At 68.4% G+C, this 20,273-nt stretch carries 15 protein-coding genes and 1 pseudogene; 3 read left to right on the top strand and 13 right to left on the bottom strand.

Annotated elements, in window-relative coordinates:
• Nucleotides 1-11: 11 nt before the first annotated feature.
• From KEC57_RS01250 to KEC57_RS01285, 8 genes are all read right to left on the bottom strand, one after another.
• Entirely contained in the window at nt 12-809 is a 798-nt protein-coding gene (locus tag KEC57_RS01250; protein WP_229382701.1) for an ABC transporter ATP-binding protein, read from the bottom strand.
• Nucleotides 806-1,639 carry an ABC transporter ATP-binding protein gene (locus KEC57_RS01255; protein WP_229382702.1) on the bottom strand — a complete coding sequence of 278 codons (834 nt, stop codon included), beginning with the start codon at nt 1,637-1,639 and terminating at the stop codon, nt 806-808. Before KEC57_RS01255 ends, KEC57_RS01250 begins: the two co-directional genes overlap by 4 nt.
• On the bottom strand, nt 1,636-2,535 hold the full coding sequence (locus tag KEC57_RS01260) for an ABC transporter permease (protein ID WP_229382703.1): 900 nt from the start codon (nt 2,533-2,535) through the stop codon (nt 1,636-1,638). The genes KEC57_RS01255 and KEC57_RS01260 overlap by 4 nt, the downstream gene beginning before the upstream one ends.
• Nucleotides 2,532-3,566, bottom strand: coding sequence for an ABC transporter permease (locus KEC57_RS01265; RefSeq protein WP_308187577.1), 1,035 nt, complete (start codon nt 3,564-3,566; stop codon nt 2,532-2,534). Before KEC57_RS01265 ends, KEC57_RS01260 begins: the two co-directional genes overlap by 4 nt.
• The gene (locus KEC57_RS01270; RefSeq protein WP_229382705.1) at nt 3,560-5,086 is read right to left on the bottom strand and encodes an ABC transporter substrate-binding protein; all 1,527 of its coding nucleotides are present in this window, start codon (nt 5,084-5,086) and stop codon (nt 3,560-3,562) included. The genes KEC57_RS01265 and KEC57_RS01270 overlap by 7 nt, the downstream gene beginning before the upstream one ends.
• Before the next feature lie 154 nt (nt 5,087-5,240).
• The gene (locus tag KEC57_RS01275) at nt 5,241-5,996 is read right to left on the bottom strand and encodes a DUF1684 domain-containing protein (RefSeq protein ID WP_229382706.1); all 756 of its coding nucleotides are present in this window, start codon (nt 5,994-5,996) and stop codon (nt 5,241-5,243) included.
• A gap of 268 nt (nt 5,997-6,264) precedes the next feature.
• On the bottom strand, nt 6,265-8,913 hold the full coding sequence (locus KEC57_RS01280) for an ATP-dependent Clp protease ATP-binding subunit (RefSeq protein ID WP_229382707.1): 2,649 nt from the start codon (nt 8,911-8,913) through the stop codon (nt 6,265-6,267).
• Between the two features lie 117 nt (nt 8,914-9,030).
• The gene (locus tag KEC57_RS01285; RefSeq protein WP_229382708.1) at nt 9,031-9,495 is read right to left on the bottom strand and encodes a DUF3817 domain-containing protein; all 465 of its coding nucleotides are present in this window, start codon (nt 9,493-9,495) and stop codon (nt 9,031-9,033) included.
• 112 nt (nt 9,496-9,607) lie between these two features.
• Between KEC57_RS01285 and KEC57_RS01290 the strand changes: the two genes are divergently transcribed.
• Nucleotides 9,608-10,732, top strand: a complete 1,125-nt coding sequence (locus KEC57_RS01290; RefSeq protein WP_229382709.1) for a class I SAM-dependent methyltransferase — start codon at nt 9,608-9,610, stop codon at nt 10,730-10,732.
• A gap of 101 nt (nt 10,733-10,833) precedes the next feature.
• On the opposite strand, the gene KEC57_RS01295 is transcribed toward KEC57_RS01290, so the two are convergent.
• The 3 genes from KEC57_RS01295 to KEC57_RS01305 form a co-directional block, all read right to left on the bottom strand.
• Nucleotides 10,834-11,217 carry a DoxX family protein gene (locus KEC57_RS01295; RefSeq protein ID WP_229382710.1) on the bottom strand — a complete coding sequence of 128 codons (384 nt, stop codon included), beginning with the start codon at nt 11,215-11,217 and terminating at the stop codon, nt 10,834-10,836.
• 200 nt (nt 11,218-11,417) lie between these two features.
• Nucleotides 11,418-13,511: an elongation factor G gene (locus tag KEC57_RS01300; protein WP_229382711.1), complete on the bottom strand. Its 2,094-nt coding sequence runs from the start codon at nt 13,509-13,511 to the stop codon at nt 11,418-11,420.
• A gap of 182 nt (nt 13,512-13,693) precedes the next feature.
• Nucleotides 13,694-14,386 carry a hypothetical protein gene (locus KEC57_RS01305; protein ID WP_229382712.1) on the bottom strand — a complete coding sequence of 231 codons (693 nt, stop codon included), beginning with the start codon at nt 14,384-14,386 and terminating at the stop codon, nt 13,694-13,696.
• Nucleotides 14,387-15,028: 642 nt separating this feature from the next.
• Here KEC57_RS01305 and KEC57_RS01310 point away from each other — a divergent pair.
• Nucleotides 15,029-16,147 carry an acyltransferase family protein gene (locus KEC57_RS01310; protein ID WP_229382713.1) on the top strand — a complete coding sequence of 373 codons (1,119 nt, stop codon included), beginning with the start codon at nt 15,029-15,031 and terminating at the stop codon, nt 16,145-16,147.
• A 221-nt stretch (nt 16,148-16,368) separates the two neighbouring features.
• Nucleotides 16,369-16,566 carry a hypothetical protein gene (locus tag KEC57_RS01315; protein ID WP_229382714.1) on the top strand — a complete coding sequence of 66 codons (198 nt, stop codon included), beginning with the start codon at nt 16,369-16,371 and terminating at the stop codon, nt 16,564-16,566.
• A 499-nt stretch (nt 16,567-17,065) separates the two neighbouring features.
• Here KEC57_RS01315 and KEC57_RS01320 read toward each other — a convergent pair.
• Both KEC57_RS01320 and KEC57_RS01325 read right to left on the bottom strand, forming a co-directional pair.
• Nucleotides 17,066-17,542 (bottom strand): annotated as a pseudogene (locus KEC57_RS01320) (transposase); the annotation flags it as partial.
• Nucleotides 17,543-18,048: 506 nt separating this feature from the next.
• Entirely contained in the window at nt 18,049-20,157 is a 2,109-nt protein-coding gene (locus tag KEC57_RS01325; RefSeq protein ID WP_229382715.1) for an RHS repeat-associated core domain-containing protein, read from the bottom strand.
• Between the last annotated feature and the right edge of the window lie 116 nt (nt 20,158-20,273).

Consider the following 20,273-nt stretch of genomic DNA (forward strand, 5'->3'; position numbering starts at 1 on the left):
GCCCGGCGGGCTCAGGCGGCGGGCAGGCGCGGCACCGCCGACAGCAGTCGCGTCGTATAGGGATGCTCGGGGTGCGCGAGCACGCGCGGGGTCGGCCCCTGCTCGACGATGCGTCCGCCCTCCAGCACCGCCATCCGCGCGCACAGCGCCGACACGATCGTGAGATCGTGCGAGACCAGCACCATCGCGATGCCGCGCTCGCGGGCGAGGCGCTGGAAGAGCTCGATCACCGTCATCCTCACCGAGGTGTCGAGGGCGCTCACCGGCTCGTCGGCCAGCAGCACGCGCGGTTCGGGGGCGAGGGCACGCGCGATCGCGATGCGCTGGCGCTGCCCGCCCGAGAAGGCATCGGGAAAGCGGGATGCCGCATCCGTCGGCAGATCGACCGACCGCAGCAGCTCGGCGACCCGCGCGGACCGCTCGTCGCGAGTGAGCCCCAGCCCGAGCGAGCGGATCGGCTCGGCGATCGAGTCGCCGACACGCACGCGCGGATCCAGCGACGAGAACGGGTCCTGGTACACCGGCTGCACCGCTCGGCGGAACGCACGCATCCCCGTGCGATCGCGTCGGTCCAGCGGCTCTGCGTCGAAGAGCACGCGACCGGCGGTCGGTGCGGCGAGGCCGAGCAGGATCCGCAGCAGGGTGGTCTTTCCCGCGCCGGACTCGCCCACCAGCCCCAGGCTCTCCCCCGGTGCCACCTCGAGCGAGACGCCGTGAAGCACGGGCGCGTCGTCCCGATAGCGGAATTCCACGCGGTCGGCGCGGAGCACCGCGGCGCGTGGCTGGGCCGGGGTCCAGGCATCCGTCATGATGCTCCTTCGATCGTCGGCAGGAACGCATCCAGCTGACGGGATGCCGCCACCAGCGTCTGCGTGTACGTCGCTGCCGGCGCAGTGAGCAGGGTCGTGGTGTCGGCCAGCTCGATCTGCCGCCCACCCCGCAGCACCAGTACGCGATCGGTGATCCCGGCGACCACGGGCAGGTCGTGGCTCACGAAGATCAGCGTCATGCCGCGCTCCTCGACCTCGCGCTGCAGCAGTTCGAGGACGCCGGCCTGCACGGTGACGTCGAGAGCGGTCGTGGGCTCGTCGGCGATGAGCAGGCGCGGCTCTGCCGCCAGCGCGAGCGCGATGGCCACGCGCTGGCGCTGGCCGCCCGAGATCTCGTGGATGTACGAGCGGGCGATGCGCTCGGGGTTCGTCAACTGCACGTCCACGAGCGCGTCGAGCACCGCGCGGCGCAGCGCGTCGCCGCGCAGCCCACGATGGTGCGAGAGCGGCCACGCCAGCTGCTTGCCGATCCGCATGAGCGGATCGAGTGAGGCCAGGGGCTCCTGGAAGACGGCGCTGACCACCGAACCGCGCACGCCGTCGAGGCGGCGCTGCGACGCGGTGACGACGTCGACCTCGCCGCTCGGAGTGGTCAGCAGAGCGTGTCCGTGCGCCACGAGCGGGTGCGCCAGCAGGCCGAGGATCGCAAGGGCGGTCAGCGACTTGCCCGATCCGGACTCGCCGATGATCCCCAGCCGCTCGCCCGGCTGCAGGGCGAATGAGACCGACTCGACGAGGTCGCTGTGCGCGGCGCCATCCGCGCTCTGGAAGCGCACACCGAGGTGGTCGAGTGTCAGCAGCGCGGTCATCGGATGCTCCTCGAAGCGGGGTCGGCGACATCGCGCAGGCCGTCGGCGAGCAGGTTCATGCCGATGATCGTCGCGACGAGCAGGATGCCGGGAAGGATCGCGGCGGTCGGCGCCACGAGCACCGTGCCCTGGGCTTCTTGGAGCATCCGTCCCCACGACGCGTTGGGTGGCGGCGAGCCGAGCCCCAGATACGACAGGGATGCCTCGGCCACGACCGCGCCGCCGAACTGCAGTGCGAGCGGCACCACGAGCGTCGGCCAGACGTTCGGGAGCACGTGGAGCCCGATCAGGCGCCAGGGTCCCGTGCCGGAGGTGCGGGAGGCGGTGATGAAGTCCTGCGCGAGCACGCGCGTCGTGGTGACGCGCGTGAGACGCGCGATGATCGCCGCTCCGGCGAACCCGATCGCGAGGATGGCCGACTCGGTCGACGCCCCGCGCCACGCGACGATCAGCATCGCGAGCAGGAGGGTCGGGAACGCGATCGCGATGTCGAGGAGGCTCGAGATGGCATCGTCCAGCCAGCGGTTGGCGACGGCCGCGACAAGACCCAGGGTGATCCCGACGACGGCCGCTATGAGGACCGAGCCGAAGCCGACGACCAGCGCGAGCCGGGCGCCGACCATCAGCTGCGAGAACAGATCGTGCCCGAGACGGTCGGTGCCCGCCCAGTACTCCGGCGACGGCGCGACGAGGCGTCCGCCGGTCGTGTCGTCGAGCGCGTAGGGGGTCCAGAACAGCGACACCACGGCGATCACGACGATCACGCCGAACAGGATGCCGCCCACGGCGAGGTTGACCGACCGGCGCGTGCGCGACCGGCCCCGCGGTGATGCGGGTGCCGCCGCCGGATCCGGCGGCGGACCCGCCACGGACTCGGTGGGGATGGTGACAGTCATGCGGACGCCCCCGTGGACGGCGCCGGCGCCGGGCTCGCCGGCACCGTCGCGGCGGGAGCCGGAGCCGTGCGACGGTTGCCGGATAGCGAGTCGCGCAGGCGCGGGTCGATGAGCCGCTGGATGATGTCGGCCGCGAACCCGAGGAGCAGCACGAGAGCGGTCGAGAACAGCAGCACGCCCTGCACGCTCGGGAAGTCCTGCTCCTTGATCCCGACCAGGAGCATGTCGCCGAGGCCGGGCAGGGCGTACACCCGTTCGATCACGACCGCGCCGACGAATGTCGTCGACAGCATGATCGCCAGGATCGAGATCACCGGGACGACGGCGTTGCGCACGCCGTGGCGGCGCAGCGCCGTGCCGAAGCTCTGTCCGGTGGCGCGCGCGGCACGCATGTACTGCTGCCCCAGGATGTCGAGCGTGGCGCTGCGGACATACCGTGCCAGGTCGCTGCCCGCGACCAGCGCGATGGTGACGACGGGGAGCACGAGCGAATACAGCGCGGCGCCCGGGTCCGCCCAGTCCGTGCGCGGGAATCCACCGGCCGGGAACACCCGCCAGCCCAGCGAGAGCACGGCCACGAGCAGGATGCCGACCCAGAAGACCGGCACCGCTCCCCCGACCTGCGACAGGGTGGAGAAGGTCGCGCCGTACCAGGTGCGCGACTTCCACGCCGCGAAGAATCCGACCGGCACGGCGATCAGCACGGCGAGCAGGAAGGACAGCAGAGTGAGTGGAAGGGTCACGTTCAGGCGACGCATGATCTCGTCGCCGACCGACAGGCGGTTGGTGAAGGACTGCCCGAGGTCGAGGGTGACGAGCTGGCGGAGATACTCGAAGTACTGCTCCCAGATCGGCCGGTCCACGCCCAGACGGGCCGCTGCGGCCGCGATGTCGGCATCCGTCGCCCCGACCGAGATGAGGGCGAACACCGGATTGCCGAGCACGCGCAGCACGACGAACAGGATCGTCGCCGCCAGCGCGAACGCCAGCAGCAGCAATCCTGTTCGTCGGAGCAGGTATCGGCCTATGATGCCGCCTTCTCGATGTCGTACACGTAGAACAGGGAGTTCAGGCCATTCTGCGGCACCCCGCTGATGCCCTCGGCCGCGATGCGCAGCTGCGGGTTGAGGTAGAGCCAGACGCTCGCGGCGTCATCCGAGATCTGCTGGTTCGCCTTCTTCACGAGCTCGGTCTGCTCGTCGGCGGATGCCGCGGCCTCCGAGTCCGCCAGCCACGTCTGCACGTCGGCGTTGTCGTAGCCCCAGTAGAAGTCGGGGTTGCCGTAGAAGTTGATGTCGCGGTCGTTGACGTGGCCCTGCAGGGTCGCCTCGAACGACTTATCGGTGTACACCTTCTGGTACCACTCGTCGTCGGTGATGACGTTGATCTCGACCGTGACGCCGATCTTCGCCAGCTCGGACTTCACGAACTCGGCCACCGTCGAGTGCACGCCCGAGTCGGGGGTGTCGAGCGTGAAGGTGAAGCCGTCGGCGTAGCCCGCGTCGGTGAGCAGCTCCTCGGCGAGGTCGACGTCGTACGGGTTGTTGTCGGCGAGGTCGATGTACCACGGCTCCGAGGGCGGGACCATCGAGCCGATGAGCTGGCCGCGGCCGTCCCAGATCGCGTCGAGCAGCTTCTCACGGTCGATCGCGGAGTAGATGGCCTTGCGCACCTCGACGTTGCTGAACGGCTCGACGCGGTCGTTGAACGCGAGGAGCTCCTTCGTGGTGGACGTGCCCTCGATGATCTCGAAGCCGGCCGACTCGAACTCGGCGAGGCTGTCGGGGTTCGACTGGCTCGTGACGAGGTCGACCGCTCCGGTGAGCAGCGCATTGTTCAGCGCGGTCGGGTCGGCGTAGTACTGGTAGACGACGGCGCCGTTGGCGGGCGCCTCGCCCCAGTAGCCCTCGGCCAGCTCGAGCGAGATCGAGTCGCCCTTGCGGTAGTCCGCGAGCTGGTACGGGCCGCTGCCGTCCTCGCTCGCGGTGAGGTCTCCGGCAACGGGGTTGACGATCCACACGTAGCCGAGGTTGTAGGTGAAGCTGATCGACGGCTGCTTCAGCGTCACCGCGACCGTCTGCTCGTCGACGACGTCGACATGGTCGATGACGCTCAGCTGGCGCTTGCGCGCCGCGATCGACTCTTCGCTCACGAAGCGCTCGAGGCTGTATTTCACAGCCTCGGCATCGACGGGGTCACCCGAGTGGAAGGTCGCGCCGTCCTGCAGCGTGAAGGTGTAGACGAGGCCGTCCTCCGACACCTCGGTCTCGGCCGCGAGGAGCGGCTCGACCGACGCGTCGTCGGTGATCTTGAACAGGCCTTCGTAGACGTTGCCGGTGAACACCTCGGTGACGCCCGAGCTGCCGCCGAAGATCTGGTCGAGGTTGGTCGGCTCGTTCTGCGAGCCCACCACGATCTCGGCGGTGGGGTCGGCGGCGGCGGAAGCCGACGACTCGGCAGTCGTGCCCGAGGCGCATCCGGCGAGGACGAGGAGTCCGGCGGCTGCGGCGGCGATGGCCACGGGAATGCGGCGGCGATGGCGTGCGATCACGTCAGGGTCCTTCACTGTGGGGAGAGAACGGGTGGTGCGTGCGGGTCGTGCGGGATGCTGGTGCGTGCGGGATGCTGGTGCGTGCGGGTCGTGCGGGATGCAAGTGCGTGCGGGCCGTCCAGGTCGTACTGGTTCGGGCGCCGTGCCCGCGACCTCAGAGACGGAAGCCGTCGGCGAACCGCACGCGCTTCTCACCGGCGCGAAGCGGGAACGGAAGTCGGTTCTGCAGCGGCGGCAGCGGGCAGTTCATCTGGTTCGAGAACCCGCACGGCGGCACCGTCGCACGGTTGAAGTCGATCGTGATCGGGATGCTGTCACCCGGCGCGAGCTCCCGGTCCGTGCCGGGGGCATCGAAAGCGGGGTGGTCCAGGAACAGGAAGCGCCCGGCCCCGTAGCTCTCCACGCCGTTGGTGCGGTCGCCGAAGACGAGCTGCAGCTTCGAGCTGCCGCCGTAGTTCGTGTCGAATGCGTTGAGCCGGTACTCGGTGCCCTCGACCTCGAACACCAGGTCGCCCGACACGGGCAAGCCGCGGGTGGCGCCGTCGTCCTTGATGTGCTCGAACGGCACGACGCGCTCATCGTCGACCAGCTCGAACCGACCGGGGAGAACCCAGGCCGGGTCGTGATCGTAGTACTCGATCTCGTGGAAGGCCTGCTGCGCGGGAGAGTCCTGCCGCCAGATGCGATACCCCTCCTGCGTGGCGCCCGTCTCGATATCGGCCCGCTGCAGGCGGGTGAGTACGGCGTCGGCCGGCTGGCCTTCTCGCGCGGTCACGTCGTCGACGGGCGGGTCGCCCGCGGGCGACCAGTGCGTCAGAACCAGCGAGAGGGCACCGTCGAGGGCGGTCACCTTCTTGCGGCGCGCGTCGATCCAGAGGTCGTGCTCGGCCAATGCTGTAGAACTCACCATCACAGGAGAACAAATCGCAAGCACTGTTCGGAAATTCCGTTTCAGAGTGTTTCGCTCCGCCCGGGCGTGTCGCCCAATCTGCGCATAGGCGGGAACGCGCAACGAGAGGCCGGGCCTTGATGGACCCGGCCTCTCGTTCTTGTTCCCGCTCGCCTCGACCCGTCCGGCGACGAGCCGGTGAAGCATCCCTCGACTGCCTTGCCGGCCGGCACGTGACTTACGAGCCCGCCCCGCCCGCCGAAGCGGATGAACGGCGCCGTGACCCCCGCTATGCGGCGACGGTGAGCGAGGACGCCGAGTGCACCGTCAGCGCGTCGCCCGCGGCATCCACCGTCACTGCACCGCCGCCGTCGAGCGCGCCCGTGACGAACGCGTCGGCGATGCGGTCATCGACCTCGCGCTGGATCAGCCGGCGAAGCGGCCGGGCGCCGTACTCGGGCTCGTACCCGTGCTCGGCGATCCAGTCGATCGCGGCATCCGTGACCACGAGCGAGACCTCGCGCTTGGCCAGCCGCGCCTTGGACGACCCGAGCAGCAGGCGCACGATGCTCCGCAGCTGGGGCTTCTCGAGCTTGCGGAAGAGCACGATCTCGTCGATGCGGTTGAGGAACTCGGGCCGCATCGCCTCGCGGAGCTTGCCGAAGACCCGATCGCGCAGGTCCTTCTCCGAGCCGAAGCCCGTCGTCCCGCCGCCATCGGCGAGGAACCCGATGCCGCCGCCGCGCGATGCCAGGAACTCCGAGCCGAGGTTGGAGGTCATCACGACCACGGTGTTGCGGAAGTCCACCGTGCGCCCTTGACCGTCGGTCAGGCGCCCGTCGTCGAGCACCTGCAGCAGCAGGTTGAACACATCGGGGTGGGCCTTCTCGATCTCGTCGAACAGCACGATCGAATAGGGGTTGCGCCGTACGCGCTCGGTCAGCTGCCCGGCTTCGTCGTATCCGACGTATCCCGGAGGGGCGCCGACCAGACGCGACACCGTGTGCCGCTCGCCGAACTCGCTCATATCGAAGCGGATCACCGCGGTGTCGTCGTCGAAGAGCGACCCCGCGAGCGCCTTGGCGAGTTCCGTCTTGCCGACACCCGTCGGCCCGAGGAACAGGAACGAGCCCACCGGCCGGTGCGCGTCGCCCATGCCCGTGCGGTTGCGACGCACGGCCTTGGCGACGGCGGCGACCGCGTCGTCCTGACCGATCACGCGGTCGTGCAGCTCGCTCTCGAGGGTCGCCAGACGCTCGCGCTCGGTCTCGGTGAGGCGGTTGACCGGGATGCCGGTGGCCCGGCTGATCACGGCGGCGATCTCGGGCTCGCCCACGACACGGGACTCGCCGAACATCGCGTCACCGTTCTCGCGCCGAGACCGGGGATCTGCGTCGAAACCTGGGGCGTCGCCCCCGGTCTGAACGGAATTCCCCTGGTTCGGGCGCATCGCCACGTCGATCTTCGCCTGGACCGCGGCGATCCGGTCGCGGATGCGAGACGCCTCTTCGTAGTGCTCGGCCGAGACGGCGGCGTTCTTGTCGGCCTCCAGCATCGCGAGCTGCTCGAGGAGCCCGCTCACGTCGATCTGCGCGCCGAGGCGCAGCCTCAGCCGCGCACCCGCCTGGTCGATCAGGTCGATCGCCTTGTCGGGCAGCACCCGCTCGGTCAGGTACCGGTCGCTCAGCTCGACGGCGGCGCGGATCGCGTCGTCGGTGTAGACGATGCCATGGTGCTCCTCGTACGCGGGCTTCAGGCCGTGCAGGATCAGCACGGCGTCCTCCACGGACGGCTCGCCGACCTTGACCGGCTGGAACCGGCGCTCGAGCGCGGGGTCCTTCTCGATGACGCGGTACTCCTTGAGCGTCGTCGCGCCCACCAGGTGCAGGTCACCGCGCGCGAGACGAGGCTTCAGGATGTTGCCCGCGTCCATACCGCCGTCTCCCGCGCCGCCGGCGCCGACCACGGTGTGCACCTCATCGATGAAGACGATCAGCTCGCCCTTGTGGGCTGAGATCTCGTCCATCGTCTTGGTGAGGCGCTCCTCGAAGTCGCCGCGATAACGCGTTCCCGCGAGCATCGCCGGAAGATCGAGAGCGACCACCCGCCTGCCGAGCAGCTGCTCGGGCACCGCCCCATCGACGATCGCCTGGGCGAGCCCCTCCACGATCGCGGTCTTGCCGACACCGGCTTCGCCGACGAGCACCGGGTTGTTCTTGGTGCGCCGGCTGAGGATCTCGATCGTCTGCTCGATCTCGTCCTCGCGACCGATGACCGGATCCAGCTCTCCGGCCGCTGCGCGGTCCGTCAGGTCGGTGCCGAAGGTGTCGAGCATCGGGGTGTCGGATGCCGCGGCATCCGACTGCGAGTCCGTCGCGGTGACGCCCGCACCGCCGGGACCGCCTGTCTCGCGCAAGGCCTCCGTCAACGCCTCGGCGGTGACGCCGGCACGGGCCAGCACCTGGCCGGCCGGGGTGTCCTGCGCGAGCACGAGGGCGAAGAAGAGGTGCTCGGGGTCGACGTAGGTCGAGCCCGACGAACGCGCCACTTGGAACGCGTGGAACAGCGCGCGCTGCACGGACGGCGTGATGACGGCGCCGTCGATGTCGGCGGCCGACGAGGCGGCGGGCAGGCGCTCCTCGGTGGCGCGGACGATCGCGCGCGGGTCGGCGCCGACGCGCTCGATCGCTTCTGAGGCCGGAGCCTCGTCGGCGAGCACGCGCAGGACGTGCAGTGCGTCGAGCTCGCGCTGACCACGCCCGAGGGCGTACGCCCCGGCTCGCTGCAGCAGCTCCTGCGTGCGCGCTCCGAGGAAGCGGCTCAGGTCGATCGACCGCTCCGCGCGGGCGCGCTCGCCGGCCAGATAACGCGCGAGGAACTCGTCGAACGAGCTGCCGGCGTCGTCGGATCCGGTCGAGGAAGTGAAGTCTTCGGGCATTCCGTCTCTCCTGATACGTGAGGGAAAGAGTGTCAAGTTCGCAAACTTGAGCACAGTCGTATCAAGTTAAACGGGGAGGTATCGTCGGTATTCCCGGATCGCGTGAAACGGTCTCCGTCAGTCGCGGCCACCGGGCGGACCTGCGATCAGCAGTACCGCGAACAGCACGATCACTGCGAGCGCGATCAGCAGACCCAGCACCCACGGCCGCCCGAGGAACCATCTCATCAGCCGGTCGTGCCAGGCCGCGTCGCGCGGATCGTCGGTCGGGTGCAGACGCCACCCTCCGGCGAGACGGCCGGTGCGGTGCAGCCACACCTCGGTCGGGATCGTCGCATACGGGACGATCGCGCTGCCGATGGCGACGATCGTCGGCCATGCGCCCCATCGTTGGTTCTTCGCGACGAGGATCGCCGTGGCGCCGTAGGCGAGGAACACGAAACCATGGATGCCGCCGCCGATCGTCACCGCGATCGCGAGGTCTGCCGTAGCCCGCAGGAGCAGTCCCCCGATCAGCAGCGTCCATGAGATCGCCTCCGCGATCGCCAGGGTGCGGAACAGATTCAATGGCGCGCGGAACACAGATCTCCTCGGGTGAGCGGTTCTTCGAGCCTAGGTTCGATCCACCGCCGGTCCGAGCCGGCATGCGCCGATCCGGGTCGAGCGCGGAGGCGAGGGCGACTAGCGTGGAGCAGTGACGTTCGACCTCGAGGTGCTGCGCCGCTGGCCCGATGTCGAGGGTCCGGGTCTGGTGGCGATGGATGCCGCGGACCGGCTGATCCTCGACGAGTCGGATGCCGCGCGACGCGGCGCCGCCGACGGTGAAGTCGCGGTGATCGGCGACACGCACGGTGCACTGGCCCTGGGCGCAGCGGCGGACGGTGCACGCCGCATCCGCGTGCATCAGGATGCCCTCACCGGCGAGCGAGCACTCGCGGCGAACGCACGCCGATTCGATGACGAAGAGCTCGCGACCGCCTTCACCTCGTTGCCGCTCACGGCCGACGTGGTGCGCGGGGCGCGTGTGGTGCTGCTGCGGCTCCCCCGGGCACTCGACGCACTCCGCGATGTCGCCGGGCTCATCGCTGCGCACGCGGCCGCCGACGTGGTGGTGTTCGCCGGTGGACGCATCAAACACATGTCGCTGACGATGACGGACGTGCTGCGCACGCACTTCGACCGGGTGGACGTCACTCATGCGCGGCAGAAATCGCGGGTGCTCGTGGCACGCGGCCCGCACGACGGCCGGAATCTCGAACCGCGCCGCGAGATGCACGACGGTCTCATCGTCTGCGCTTTCGGCGGCGCCTTCGCCGGGACGTCCATCGACATCGGCACCCGGCTGCTGCTGCAGCATCTTCCGGACGTGATCCCCGGCGTCGGAACCGATGCCGCGATCGACCTCGCGTGCGGCACCGGTGTCGTCGCGGCGACGCTGGCGCTGCGGCATCCCGTCCTGCGCGTGTACGCGTGCGACGAGTCGGCCGCCGCGGTCGCATCGGCGCGCGCGACGGCCCAGGCGAACGGCGTTGCGACGCGCGTCGAGGTCGTCCAGGACGACATGCTGTCGATGCGGACCGACGCGAGCGCCTCATTCATCGCGTTGAATCCGCCGTTTCATTCGGGCAGCGCCGTGAACGAGGGTCTCGCACCGCGCATGTTCGCCGACGCTGCGCGCGTGCTCCGCCCCGGCGGCGAGCTGTGGACGGTGTGGAATTCCGCCGCTCAGTACCGGCCGGCCCTCGAACGGCTGGTCGGGCCGACACGGCAGGTCGCCCGCAACGCCAAGTTCACCGTCGCCGCGTCGACGAGGCGCTGAAGCTCCGAGGCGCTCCGGCGCGCAAGCCCAGGTGCTCAAGCCCTGAGGCCCTGAGCCGCCCCGGCTCCTCAGCCCCCGGCACCTTCAGCCGCCCCACACCGTCAGCCTCGAGGCGGCCGCGTCGCCCAGAGGGCCCACGCCACGAGCAGCGGCTGGAAGAACAGCCGCGTCAGCCGCTTCGCGTCGGTGTCGAGCCCGAAGCCGTCGCGTCGTTTGACGTACTGCTCGATGTTGCCGGGGAAGACCGCGACGAAGAAGGCCGCCAGGACGGCTCCGAGGGTTCGGCGGGATCCGGGCAGAACGACCAGCGATGCCCCCAACATGATCTCCGCGACCCCCGACGCCACGACCACCGCGTCCTTGTCCATGACCTTCGCCGCGACATCCGGAACCTGCGCCTGGAACTCCCTGCGCGCCCAGAATAGGTGGCTGAGACCGGCGAACACCATGGCGCCGGAGAGCAGCCACCGCGCCGCCGCCCTCACGCCGCACTCCGTGCCGACGCGTGCGATTCGTCGTGCATCCGCGATACCGGCAACCGCGCGCCGGACTCGTTCATCGTCGTCTGGGTCATTGCTCCTCGTCGGGGTCTGGGAACCCTCCACGGTGGCACAGGGGTGCCTGCGCGTCCAAGGGTTGACAGTCGGCGCATCGTGGATGCGAGGACTGCCGATCCCGCCACCCGTCACGCCCGCGCGACTCCCGGAGCCCTCTCATACCGGTCGGGGACGATTTCGAGCGCAGCCTGTCCGCCGGTGAGGGAGCGCAGATCGAGCACATAGCGGGCGAGTTCCGCATCGGGCACGACGGCGCTGATGCGCGCGCTCCCGTCATCGCCGGTCTCGGTCGCCCCCACTCGTCCGCGCCGACCCGAGAGGTCGGTGAGCACCGGACCCTGCATCGCGGCAGGCACGGTGACGGTGACGTTCGACACCGGTTCGAGAAGGACCGTGCCCGCCTGCGCGAGCGCGGCCTTGACACCGAGGGACGCTGCCGTGCGGAACGCCATCTCCGACGAGTCGACCGAGTGCGCCTTGCCGTCGTATAGCTCCACCCGCACGTCGACGACAGGATGCCCCTGCGGCCCGCCCGTGGCGAGAGCGTCGCGGGCGCCCTTCTCGACGGCGGCGATGTACGAGCGCGGCACGGCGCCGCCCACCACCGAATCGACGAACTCGAACCCGCCGCCGGCCCCCAGTGGCGACACGCGCAGCTGGACGACCGCGAACTGCCCGTGACCGCCGGACTGCTTCTTGAGCTTGCCTTCGGCCGCGGCGCGGCCGGCGATCGTCTCCCGGTACGCCACCGGGGCGGGCGACGTCTCGACGTGCACGCCCAGGACTCGGGCGAGCCGTTCCACGGCCACGGCGATGTGCGCGTCACCGAGCCCGCGAAGAACCGTGTGGCCGCCCGCGCGGTCCACCACGAGCGTCTCGTCGTCGGCGACGAGCCGTGCGAGCGCCGTCGACAGCTTGACGTCGTCGGACTGCGACACGGGTGCGAGGCTCACGGCATAGACGGCGTGCCGCTCCGGGAGGGCGACCGGGCGCGCACCGGTGGCGGGTCTCGTCCACAGCAGCGATCCCGATGGCGTTCCGACGAGCTTCGCGACGGCGCCGATGTCGCCTGCGCGCAGAGCGTCGGCGGGCAGATGCTCCGATCCGCGCAGCCGGAACAGGGCAGGCATCCGCTCTTCGACGCCGGTCGTGGCGTTGCGCAGGCGGTCGCCCGGGCGGAGGACTCCCGACAGCACCTTGAGCATGGCGATCTGACCGACGAACGGATCGGCGAGAGTGCGGAAGACGTGAACGAGCGTCTCTCCGGTGGGGTCGATGGAGACGGAGTGCTCGGTGCCGCCGCTCCCGCTGTGCGCGCGGTCTGCGCCGTCGTCCACGTGTACGCCGATCCGGATGATGCCGTCACGGCTTCCCGGCGCCGGCGCCAGTTCGCAGACGAGGTCTGCCACCCGGTCCACCCCGGTGCCCGTCGCCGCGGAGCACAGCAGCACCGGGATCGCCTCGCCCTCGGCGACCTCCTTCGCGAGGGTGCGCTCCAGCTCTCGCGGAGTCGGCTCGACCCCGTCGAGGTAGGCCTCCAGCTGGGCGTCGTCGTGCGAGACGATCTCCTCCGTCGCATCCTGGTGGAGGCGGTGCTCCTCGTCCGCGAGGTCCGCGGGCACGGGCTCCTCGTGGTGCCGGCCGTCGGCGTCGTAGATGAGTGCGTGCTCGCCGATCACGTCCGCGATTCCGCGGAAGTCGTGCTCCTCCCCCATGGGCAGCTCGAGGGGCAGGAGCTTCGGGCCGAACGCCGCGCGCAGATCCGCCAGCACACGGCGAAAATCGGCCCGTGCGCGATCTTCCTGTGTCACCACGATGAGGCACGGCACCCCGGCGGCGGCTGTGGCGGCCCAGGCGGCCTTCGTGCCCGCGGTCACGCCGTCGACCGCGCTCACCACGAGGAGAGCGACATCTGCGACGGAGAGCGCCGTGTCGAGCGACCCGATGAAGTCCGGGTGGCCCGGGGTGTCGACCAGGGTCACTGCGCTCGTCGTGCCGTCGCTCTGGTTCCACGTGAGGTAGGCGAGTGACAGCCCTAGCGAGATGCCTCGCGCGATCTCCTCCGGCTCGTCGTCGCACACCGTGGTGCCCTGCTCGACGCTGCCCATCCGGGGGATCGCGCCGGCTCGATGCAGCAGCGCCTCGACGAGGGTGGTCTTTCCCGCGCCACTGCTTCCGACGAGCGCGACGGTGCGATGTGTGACGGGCGTTGAAGCATCCACGCAGACCTCCCGCGACGGTGCGGATTCCTAGCTCCATCGTGTCGGGGATGCCGCGATTGCACCAGTGCGAACATCCGGCGGAGTGAATGCCCGCCGGGGTGAATGCCCGACGGGGTGAATGCCCGACGGGGTGAATGCCCGACGGGGTGAATGCCCGGCCGGGCGGCTGCGCGCGCCTGCGCTCAGCCCTCGGCGGTCGGCTCCGGCTCCGGCTCCGGCTCCACCGGGCCGAAGAGCACCCAGGCACCGGCATCGCACTCGAAGAACGCGAGCTGATCGGTGTCGATGTACACGTCGCCGTCGGTCGTGCAGGTGTCGTCAACGGGCGCGCCGATACCGAGCGACAACTGAGTGCCGGGGGCACCGGGAGCGCCGCTCGGCCCTTGCGCGCCCTCGCCGCCCTGTGCTCCCTGCTCGCCCTGGGCGCCGGTCTCGCCGCTCGCGCCCGTCTCGCCCGTGAGATTCTCAGCGGCCGACTCGCGGATGTTGCCCACGAGCGTCCAGTCGTCCTGGAAGAGGTACACGTCGGCCGTGAGGATGTCGATGTAGACGTCGCCTTCGTATCCCTTGCCGGATTCGGGAACGCCGGATCCTGCACGAACGGCGGATCCTGCCGGCAGGATCTCCTCGATCGCCGCGGCGTAGTCCGGGCTGATCGATGCGACCGGTGTGGGAGAAGACGCCGGCGGCGCGGCGGTGTCGACGGAGCGCGCGAGCCACGACCCGAGGAACGCCGCGAAGAACGACAGCAGCACGAAGCCGAGTCCGAACCAGACGAGGGTCGATCGTGTGACCGCCGCAGCGGCGGGGGCTGCGGCTGCCGGCGACGGGGAGGGGGGTGCGGGCACCCCGTTCTCGGTGGAGCGATCGGCCACGGCCCGTCCCCTTTCTAGCGCGTGCGTCATCGCGCACGACCCCCACAGCCGTGCCACGTGTGACAACTGTAGGGAGCCGGCGCCTCCGTGTCACCATCGGCGGCCGAATTCGTAGGCGGAAGCGCACGGGACTTCGCTTCCGTCACCCGACTCCGCTCGAGACGTCACTCGATGCCCGCTCGGTATGGGGATTCCGCCAATTAGATGAGAGGGCTCTCATTCTGCTAGCTTGTCCCCCAATTGGGGGACGCTGGGGGCGCGAGGTAGCGCAACGTCCCTCCCGCCTGGGGGCGACATGACCGACCTTGCGTCGACCGATATCGGTCTGCCGAGCCTTGCGCCGAGCATCGATGGCCAGAGCCCGATCTGTGAGGAGTGCGAACATCCCTCGATCATCCAACCCCGCCGCCCCTCACGCCTGCGGGCGGCGCTTGGCATCAAGCCTCGTCCCGCTGAATGCCAGGTTCGGGTCGAGGATGTCTCGGGGCTGGGCACACTGCCATGCGGATGCCGCGCCGCGTCGCACGGATCGTAGCGGCGGTCCCCGTCGAGTCGCTGGCGGCTGTTCACGTTGGCGGAGCCGGTGACCAATGGTTTCGAGGCAGTTACGTTGAAGAAACCTGTTCGCTCTAGCCTGGGGTGATGCCTGCCGGTCCAGTGAAGAGTGTCCATGGCACGTTCTCGATCCCGTCTCTGGACGGAATACGCTGCCTCGCGGTGCTGGCTGTTTTCGTCGGTCACTCTCAGTTCGGAGTCGGTCTGCCGTACTGGCCGGGGTTCGTGGGCGTGACCGTGTTCTTCTTCCTCAGCGGGTATCTCATCACGACTCTGCTGCGCAGGGAGCACGAGACGACCGGTCAGATCTCACTCGGCCGGTTCTACCTGCGCCGTGCGCTGCGCATCCTGCCGCCTGCGTGGCTGGCTATCGCAGCGGCGGTCATCGTCGGCGCATTGGGGTGGGTCGCCTCCGACACGACGGTCTGGGGTGTGCTCGCCGAAACGCTGAACTATACGAACTACTACATCGTCTTCCACGGTCGCGAAGGATTGCCCCCGGATACGACACAGTTCTGGTCGCTCGCCGTCGAGGAGCACTACTACCTCGTGATTCCGGTCGCGCTGCTGATTCTCTGGAAGCTCCGGGCGAGCCGCAAAGCAATCGGCTGGACGATGTTCGCGATCGCGATGCTCGTCCCGCTGTGGCGGATCTACCTCGGCATGAACGGCGCGAGTTTCGACCGGCTGTACGTGTCGACCGATACTCGATTCGACGCGATGCTGCTCGGCACCGCCCTCGCGCTGCTGGCCAATCCGGCGCTGGGCGACGCACTCCCGCGGTGGGTGTCCAAACATCTCGGTCTCATCGCGTCGATCGGTCTCGTCGTGTTCGTCGCGTGCGCAGCGACGCCGGTACTCGCGTTCCGATTGAGCATCGCCGACACGATCGAGTGCCTCGCTCTCGTCCCCATCTTCTGGTTCATAACCACGCGGCCGAGCGGCGCCGTCGGCCGGTTCCTGAATTCGAGAGTGGTGGTGCGCCTGGGCGTGCTGTCGTTCTCGATCTATCTCTTCCATCGACTGGCGCTTTCCCTCGGCGCGAATCTTTTCGGGGATTCGATTCTCGCCGATGTGATCGGCCTGGTCCTGACTCTCGCCGTCGCCGAAGCGGTGTACCTGCTCGTTGAAAAGCCCTGTGGGCGGCTCCGACGACGGCTCGAGACCGCAGCGAAGAACCGTGAGAGCGTGAAGATCGGAGCGTGAAGATCGGAGCGTGATGACCGCCGATCGAGCGATTCCGTTGCGGGCGACGTCGCGTCCGTGACGACGTGGAGCTCGGCGCGGGGGTTCCTGGCACTGCTGGCGACTCCGCGGTGCCGATGACATGCCGAAGGGCGCCGACCTTGAGAAGAGGGTCGCGGTTGTCCCGTACGCCCGCGGGAGCGCGCCGTGAGCCACGCGGAGATCAGCGTAGCCTTGCGAGCATGGAGCGTGCGGACATCTACACCGCCCAGTTCGACGACGTGAGCGTCGGCGGCCGCCAACGGGTCACCGTCGGCGTGGAGGGACGCGACCGGGAATCCGACGGCTCGATCCCTCCGCGCGCGTGGTTTCGGAGCGAGGAGTACACGCTCGACGTGGAAAACGACGGAGGGATCGCGATCTACGTGAGGCGGCGGTGATGGATCTGGCTCACGGGCTTGCGGACGCCCGGCCTTCCGCCGGCCAAGTCGACGACGAGCTCGGCAAGACCGCCGTCGCGAAGGCGATGCATCGCCAGCCGCCCCGTCCCGAGGAAGCGCAGGCAAGTACACATCGGCAAGGCCCCCGGGTCGAGCACCCGTGAGGGTGATCGGCCGGGGGCCTTGTCCTTGCGTCGACCCCACGAAAACCGCGGAATCACGTGGGATTCAGAAGTCCCAGTTCTCACCGGCTGACCATTCCAGGCCTGAAACTCGCGGGTTCTGGGCCACTGCCGTTGACTCGTGCCCTCTGCGTGCCACTCGGCGCGGCAACTGCTTCAAGCCCTTCCGCCGCCGCGGTTCGAGTGGCAAGTGCAACAAGGTTAATCGACGCGAGCTCTGGATCCTAGGTGCTCGGTGAGACCAGACTCGAACTAAGAGATGACGTCCCACCGGTTGGTGAAGTTTGTCGACACACCGGGCGGGTCAGCTGTTCTGATTATGCCGCGGTCAGTTCGGGGCTGCTCACCTCCTCCGCCTTAGCGAGCCGCAGCGCCATGGAGTGCTCGCTGAAGTAGCGGCGGTCAGCGCCGTCTCACTCGTCGTGTTGTCCGATGCGGACGTGCCCTGCCAGGCGCAGCAGCGCAGCCGGGTTCGGGAAGGTGCCCACGTAGGTGCGGCGCTCGATCTCCTTGTTCACTCGCTCCAGCGGGTGCGTGGACCAGATCTGACGCCAATGCTGGAACGGGAACTGACAGAACGCGAGAAGGTCGTCTTTGGCGTCTTCGAGCATGTCAGCGACCTCCGGGTGCGACCGGCCGAGCATCCGGGTGACCTCGTGGAACTGGGTGAACACGTGCTCCGTGTCGGGTTGGACGAAGATCGTGCGGATGATCGACGCGACCATCGGGCCAGCCCCCTTGGGGACGGTGGTGAGCACGTTGCGCATGAAATGCACCCGACTCCGTTGACAAAGCCGGCCGGCGATCAAGGTCCTATCCAGTTGGTGTGTCCGGCCATGCACATGGCTCTTGGGTGAACTCGCCGTCACCGGTGACCCATGTTCCCTCCGGGAGTGACTGAAGGTCGACGTCATTGAAGGCGGATCGGAAATTTGGGCCCGGACCATCGTTTGACAGTGTCCCGACGTAGATGCTCGATCCGTCCGCAATCGGAATCGTTCCCCGAGCCGAGTATTCTGGCCCATCCGGAGGCGATTCGGCGGTGAACGTCTGACCGCGTGATAGCCGATACTCACCAACCCCCTCCGTCGTCACGGAGGAAAAGTCGCGATCTTGCCGGTTCTCGATCCAGAATGAGTCGAACTGTGCATCATCTCCGCACCACATGAAGGTCACGGTGCTGTCCTGGACGGTGAGAACCATCACCTTCGGATCAGGGCGCTGCCCCTGGAGTACGTCGCAGCCCGTCGTGCTGGCAATTGCGGCCAAGCCGATCGCGACAGCCGCGATCACTCGACGTCTAGTTGAGGCAGCCACCATAGCCTCCACCCACCAATCCCGCGTCCCACTCATAAAAGTTCGCGCATCCGTAGGTGCCGGTGACAAGTTGAGAGTAGCCCGAACTCATTCCGTACCCGGCGGCCATCGGAATCGCTCCCTGGGCAGCCCATTGTCTTGAGTGCGCCGTTTCATGCTTCATCAATTGCTCGTCCTCGATAGTCTTCCTCAGGTCTCCCGCAGTGATGAAGGTGCTCCCGTACGTTGTGCCCCCGCCGTAGTTCCATTGCTTGACTTGACACACGAGCATCATGCTTGGCCCCACTCCGCAACGGCCGCCGTTAGCCAGCGCGTATGCACCAGCTACAGCGCTGACCGGCGCATTTGCAATCGTTCGGTACCAGTCCAGTTTCGCGAGTTCGTCAGTGATAACGGTGTACGGCAGGATAGCGTTCGTGAGCTTTCGCCCGATCGCCACCACCCATGACTGGTCGGTGTCCGGCTTGGCAGGGGAACTCTTCGGCTTTGCCGCCGGAGTTGTGGGGCTCGACGCCGCCGCTACAGGATTCTTCGCTTGGTTGGCTGCGCGCCACCTCTTGGTTTCGGAGTCGTCCTTCGCCACGCCCTTCCCGCCCGCACAATTTGTTGACAATGTCAACGAGTCCGTCTTGTAGTTGTAGCAATCGCCGCTGGGGTCCGAGAAGGTCGTCGGATTGTTGCCAGAGTACCCGTAGCCGATGTTCTGCTGCGGATTATCGGAGGCCACCACGGCATCGACACTGGTGAACTTGCCGAGGATGGGGTCGTAGGTACGAGCGCCGATTGACGTGAGCCCGGTGCTGGTCGTGACAGGCTTGCTCAGGAACCCGGACCCATCGGGCCACGCGCCGGTGGCACCACCGATTGGCACGCCGAAGGGATCGCGATACTGCCGGGTCGTCACCCCAGAGGATGCGACGGTGCGGGTATCGACAGTGCCGTGCAGATCCGTGAACAACCAAGACACTGTGCTCCCGGAGGTCCCGGTCTTCGCGGTGCGCTGGGCGACCGGAATACCCTCAGCCCCGGCGTATGTCCGCGCTCCCGACACCGTACTCGAGCCAGCCGCCTGGGTGAGCACCGTGTCGCCGAGGAACAATGACGCCCCCTCAATCGAGTTCACGCGTAGCAACAGCATCGCCGAGGCGTCGTACACGTTTGACTGCGTCGCCGCGCCCGCCGTGATGGTCGCTACCTTGCCGATCTCGTTGTACGTCACTGTCTGACCTGGGCGGGACGTCATGTTTCCTGCCGAGTCGTAGCCGTATCCACCGGCACCAAGCGTGGGGTCTCCGGTCACCCCTGTCGGGGCGTGCGGACGGACCGCACCCGCGGCGGGGTAAGACAGGGTGGCGGACTTCGCAGCCCCAGCGGGTCCCCGCGTCGTCATCGACAGTCGATTTCCGGACTGGGTGTCGTACCCGTACTCGTTCCAGAACGGTGCGATGCCGGTCAGGCCCGCTTGCGAAGGCGCCACTGTGCAGGCCGTCGCGGCCGCCGGCGTCCACGCCTGGGTCAGCTGCCGCAGGGCGTCATACGAGTAGCAGGTCTTCTGGGTCCCGACTGTCGGCAGCACGGAGCTGATGGTCGAAGAGGTCACGTTTCCGGCATCATCACGGGTGTACACCCGGTCGGCGACGTAGTGGCCGGAGCCATCGAAGACCGCATTGTCCTTAATGCTGAGGAGGGCGCCGGTGACCGAGTCGTAGCCGAAGCTCGAGTACGCCTCGGCCCCAAGGTTCAGCCGGTTGAACTGTGCGAGCTGCCCAGTCGGTGAATAGATGGTGCTGTTGAGGATGCCGCCGTTGCCTCTCACGTTGCCGAGCCGGCCCCACGCATCGTAAGAGTAGAGGATCTGCTCGGAGGGCAAGCCTCCGATGGCGGGCACGTTCCGCACCGAGAGCGTCGAGTCGGGATAGTACCCGGCGGTGGTCGTGTAGGTGGTTCCGCCGAATGCTGGCGCGGATGACGGGATCGACACAGTGGACCTAGTGACGTTTCCTCCAGCGTCGTAACTGACCACAGTGTTCGAGTATTTCGCCCCAGGGGTGCCGGGCACCGACCCGACATAGGACGAGCTCGCAGTGATCATGCCCTTCTTGACGGTGTCGTACGTCCATGATGCGAGCATCGGGCCGCTGGTTGATCCGGCGTAGGACGCGGTGCGCCGGTTGAACTCATCGAAGGTGCTGGCGACGGTTCAGCTTT

Origin of the sequence: Microbacterium allomyrinae (assembly GCF_020682705.1) — a bacterium.
In the GTDB taxonomy this organism is placed as follows: domain Bacteria; phylum Actinomycetota; class Actinomycetes; order Actinomycetales; family Microbacteriaceae; genus Microbacterium; species Microbacterium allomyrinae.

Bases quoted from the DNA above. Each gene is read 5' to 3' on its own strand.
- KEC57_RS01250 (WP_229382701.1), bottom strand. From the start codon at position 809: ATGACGGATGCCTGGACCCCGGCCCAGCCACGCGCCGCGGTGCTCCGC.
- KEC57_RS01255 (WP_229382702.1), bottom strand. From the start codon at position 1,639: ATGACCGCGCTGCTGACACTCGACCACCTCGGTGTGCGCTTCCAGAGC.
- KEC57_RS01260 (WP_229382703.1), bottom strand. From the start codon at position 2,535: ATGACTGTCACCATCCCCACCGAGTCCGTGGCGGGTCCGCCGCCGGAT.
- KEC57_RS01275 (WP_229382706.1), bottom strand. From the start codon at position 5,996: ATGGTGAGTTCTACAGCATTGGCCGAGCACGACCTCTGGATCGACGCG.
- KEC57_RS01280 (WP_229382707.1), bottom strand. From the start codon at position 8,913: ATGCCCGAAGACTTCACTTCCTCGACCGGATCCGACGACGCCGGCAGC.
- KEC57_RS01310 (WP_229382713.1), top strand. From the start codon at position 15,029: ATGCCTGCCGGTCCAGTGAAGAGTGTCCATGGCACGTTCTCGATCCCG.
- KEC57_RS01315 (WP_229382714.1), top strand. From the start codon at position 16,369: ATGGAGCGTGCGGACATCTACACCGCCCAGTTCGACGACGTGAGCGTC.
- KEC57_RS01325 (WP_229382715.1), bottom strand. From the start codon at position 20,157: ATGATCACTGCGAGCTCGTCCTATGTCGGGTCGGTGCCCGGCACCCCT.